Source organism: Vibrio thalassae (assembly GCF_900089835.1).
GTDB lineage: Bacteria > Pseudomonadota > Gammaproteobacteria > Enterobacterales > Vibrionaceae > Vibrio > Vibrio thalassae.
Map to the genome: position 1 here is coordinate 1 of NZ_OANU01000083.1, position 3,788 is coordinate 3,788.

General features: G+C 45.1%; 1 protein-coding gene. It reads left to right on the forward strand.

What is annotated here, in order from left to right; genetic code table 11:
* Positions 1-3,788, forward strand: a 3,788-nt coding sequence (locus VTH8203_RS17965; RefSeq protein ID WP_158296185.1) for a beta strand repeat-containing protein, incomplete at both ends; no start/stop codon positions are given.

The following is a 3,788-nucleotide window of genomic DNA, read 5'->3' on the forward strand; positions in this document are numbered from 1 at the left end:
AGCGTGTGGACGCGAGCTTATTGGCGTTTGCCGAGGTTCAAACTTCGGCGACCAACAGTGACGTTAACGGTATCAGCAACACCACCTTAGGGAATATCCTAGGTTTAACCTTTGATGGTGCGAACGAGGCCGATTACCAAGCGGCGATAGCGGCAGAGGCAAGCATTGCCGATGTGGCGGCGTTGCAAGCAGTGATCGACAGTGTTGATAGCAGCGTCGATGCTTTTGCCAGTGTGCAGTTGGCGGCGACGAACAGTGACGTTAACGGTATCAGCAATGCCATCTTAGGGAATATCCTAGGTTTAACCTTTGATGGTGCGAACGAGGCCGATTACCAAGCGGCGATAGCGGCAGAGGCGAGCATCGCGGATGTGGCGGCGTTGCAAGCAGTGATCGACAGTGTTGATAGCAGCGTCGATGCTTTTGCCAGTGTGCAGTTGGCGGCGACCAACAGTGACGTTAACGGTATCAGCAACACCACCTTAGGGAATATCCTAGGTTTAACCTTTGATGGTGCGAACGAGGCCGATTATCAAGCGGCGATAGCGGCAGAGGCAAGCATTGCCGATGTGGCGGCGCTGCAAGTGCTGATTGACCGTGTGGACGTGAGCTTATTGGCGTTTTCCGAGGTTCAAACGGCGGCGGCCGACAATGACGTTAACGGTATCAGCAATGCCATCTTAGGGAATATCTTAGGTTTAACTTTTAATAGTGCGAACGAGGCCGATTACCAAGCGGCGATAGCGGCAGAGGCAAGCATTGTCGATGTGGCGGCGTTGCAAGTGCTGATTGACAGTGTTGATAACAGCGTCGATGCTTTTGCCAGTGTGCAGTTGGCGGCGACCGACAGTGACGTTACAGGTTTCACCACCACCACCCTAGGGAATATCCTAGGTTTAACCTTTGATGGTGCGAACGAGACCGCTTACCAAGAGGCTGTAGCGGCAGAGGCAAGCATTGTCGATGTGTCGGCGCTGCAAGTGCTGATTGACCGTGTGGACGTGAGCTTATTGGCGTTTTCCGAGGTTCAAACGGCGGCGGCCGACAATGACGTTAACGGTATCAGCAATGCCATCTTAGGGAATATCTTAGGTTTAACTTTTAATAGTGCGAACGAGGCCGATTACCAAGCGGCGATAGCGGCAGAGGCAAGCATTGTCGATGTGGCGGCGTTGCAAGCAGTGATCGACAGTGTTGATAACAGCGTCGATGCCTTTGCCAGTGTGCAGTTGGCGGCGACCAACAGTGACGTTAACGGTATCAGCAATGCCATCTTAGGGAATATCCTAGGTTTAACTTTTAATAGTGCGAACGAGGCCGATTATCAAGCGGCGATAGCGGCAGAGGCAAGCATTGTCGATGTGTCGGCGCTGCAAGTGCTGATTGAACGTGTGGACGCGAGCTTATTGGCGTTTGCCGAGGTTCAAACGGCGGCGACCGACAGTGACGTTACCGGTTTCAACACCACCACCCTAGGGAATATCCTGGGTTTAACCTTTGATGGTGCGAACGAGACCGCTTACCAAGAGGCTGTAGCGGCAGAGGCAAGCATTGTCGATGTGGCGGCGTTGCAAGCAGTGATCGACAGTGTTGATAACAGCGTCGATGCTTTTGCCAGTGTGCAATTGGCGGCGACGAGTAGCGATGCGTCTACTATCGAACTAATTACCCTGTCGGCTATCCGTGATTTACAATTTATAGAAGCGAATCTTATTGAGTATCGAACCACTATTGCTGAACAATTATCTATCGATAGCGTAGACTCTTTACAGTCTTTAATTTATCGGACGAATGAAAGTATTCAATCGTTGGCAGAGATTAATACATATCTACAAAATGAAAGTTTTAATAGTTTATCAATAGGCCTTCTAGAAAGAGTGTTGTCGCTTGAAAATACGATAGTCGAAGCCAATGAGATCCACTATCAGGTTGCTTTGGCTTCCATTGTTAATTTACCTGTAACGAGTGCGACTCTTTTGACAAAAGTTCAAGAGGTTAACTCAAATCAGTCATTGCTGAGCGCGACGATTGATGCGTACCAACAACAAACGGCATTACAAACACCTTTAGATGCGTTCTCACGTTATAGTACAAATGTAACCTCATTAAGAGATGATATTACTCGGTTAGGTTTTAGCCGAATGTTAGAAGGTGTACTAGAGCGCGAGTATAATTTACCTGGACAGTATTTGTTTTCAGATACAGGTAAATTAAAACTTCATGATACGAGCAACAATGAATCATTATTCTTAACGCCAAAAGACATAAAAGTTCATCAGATAGAAGTCGTCTTTGATAGTTACTTAGGGGCAAATGTATTTCTTGTAGATGGTGAGGTAAAACCAACCTTATCATTGGCACCGGATGTAACATACTATTTTGATCAATCAGCTAGCAGCAATGTAAATCACCCTATTGGATTTACTTCGGATAGCAATAATTTTTCTGTGGTTAGCACTGGTGTGCCTGGTCAAAATGGTGCTTATACTGCGGTTACATTGACCAATGCAGATAATAGCAACTTCAGCTATTACTGTACTGTCCATGGTACGGATATGGGCAATACAATCAATTCCTTATCTCAACATGTCGCCTATAACACAAGCTCAACGATTTACACAGATGTAGGTATTCTTGCGGCAGTTAGCAAAGTGACAGACACCTTAAATATTAATAATAGAGGGGTTAATGTTGCTAGAGTTCACCTACCAGATGCGACCTATCTTGACTATAAAGGTTTTGAATTTAGCGAAAATAGTGGTGTTGAAATAAGAAATATCAGTAGTTTAACACTCGCAAGCTTAGATCAGGTTAATGCAATATTAACCGAGCAAAATCTCTCCATTAGTGCGATAAATACGGCGTTGTCGACAGACGAAAATGCCATTACTTACGAAAATCTCGCAGCATTAGTGACGTTATCAAATGTAAAACAAGAGTTGTTGTCGAGCTATATATCTAGTTTTGTAATTAACTCGATAACAAGTGTTATTTATGGGTTGGACTTACAAAGTTACATTAATACAGAAAATGGTGACGATGTATTAATTTCGACGATTAATGATGCAATTGCTAATGCAACTACATTAACGCAAGCTGATTGGGAATTGGGTGGTTTATTAGTTAATGTTCAATCAGGTAACTTATTAGAGTATCAATCTCGCCTTGTTGGAAGAACTGATTTTAGAAGTATTAGTGAGATTCAAAGATATATTAGTGATATCAATACAAGTAACGAGAGTTTTGTAACAGTAAAAAATGCAGTGGCGGCGAGCGATACTAGTGATATATATATGATTACGCTAGAGAGTATTCTCGACCTAGAAAACCTTATTGTCCATAATTTGGAGGAATATAAATTAGAAATTGGTAGTGGGGGAGCTATTTCAACGGTCAGTGAGTTGCAAAATACGATAGATAACGTCAATGATAGTGTTAGCTCGTTCTCTGATATACAGGTGGCGGCGATCAACAGTGATGTTAACGGTACCAGCAATGCCATCTTAGGGAATATCCTAGGTTTAACCTTTGATGGTGCGAACGAGGCCGATTATCAAGCGGCGATAGCGGCAGAGGCAAGCATCGCGGATGTGGCGGCGTTGCAAGCAGTGATCGACAGTGTTGATAACAGCGTCGATGCTTTTGCCAGTGTGCAGTTGGCGGCGACCAACAGTGACGTTAACGGTATCAGCAACACCACCTTAGGGAATATCCTAGGTTTAACCTTTGATGGTGCGAACGAGGCCGATTATCAAGCGGCGATAGCGGCAGAGGCAAGCATTGCCGAT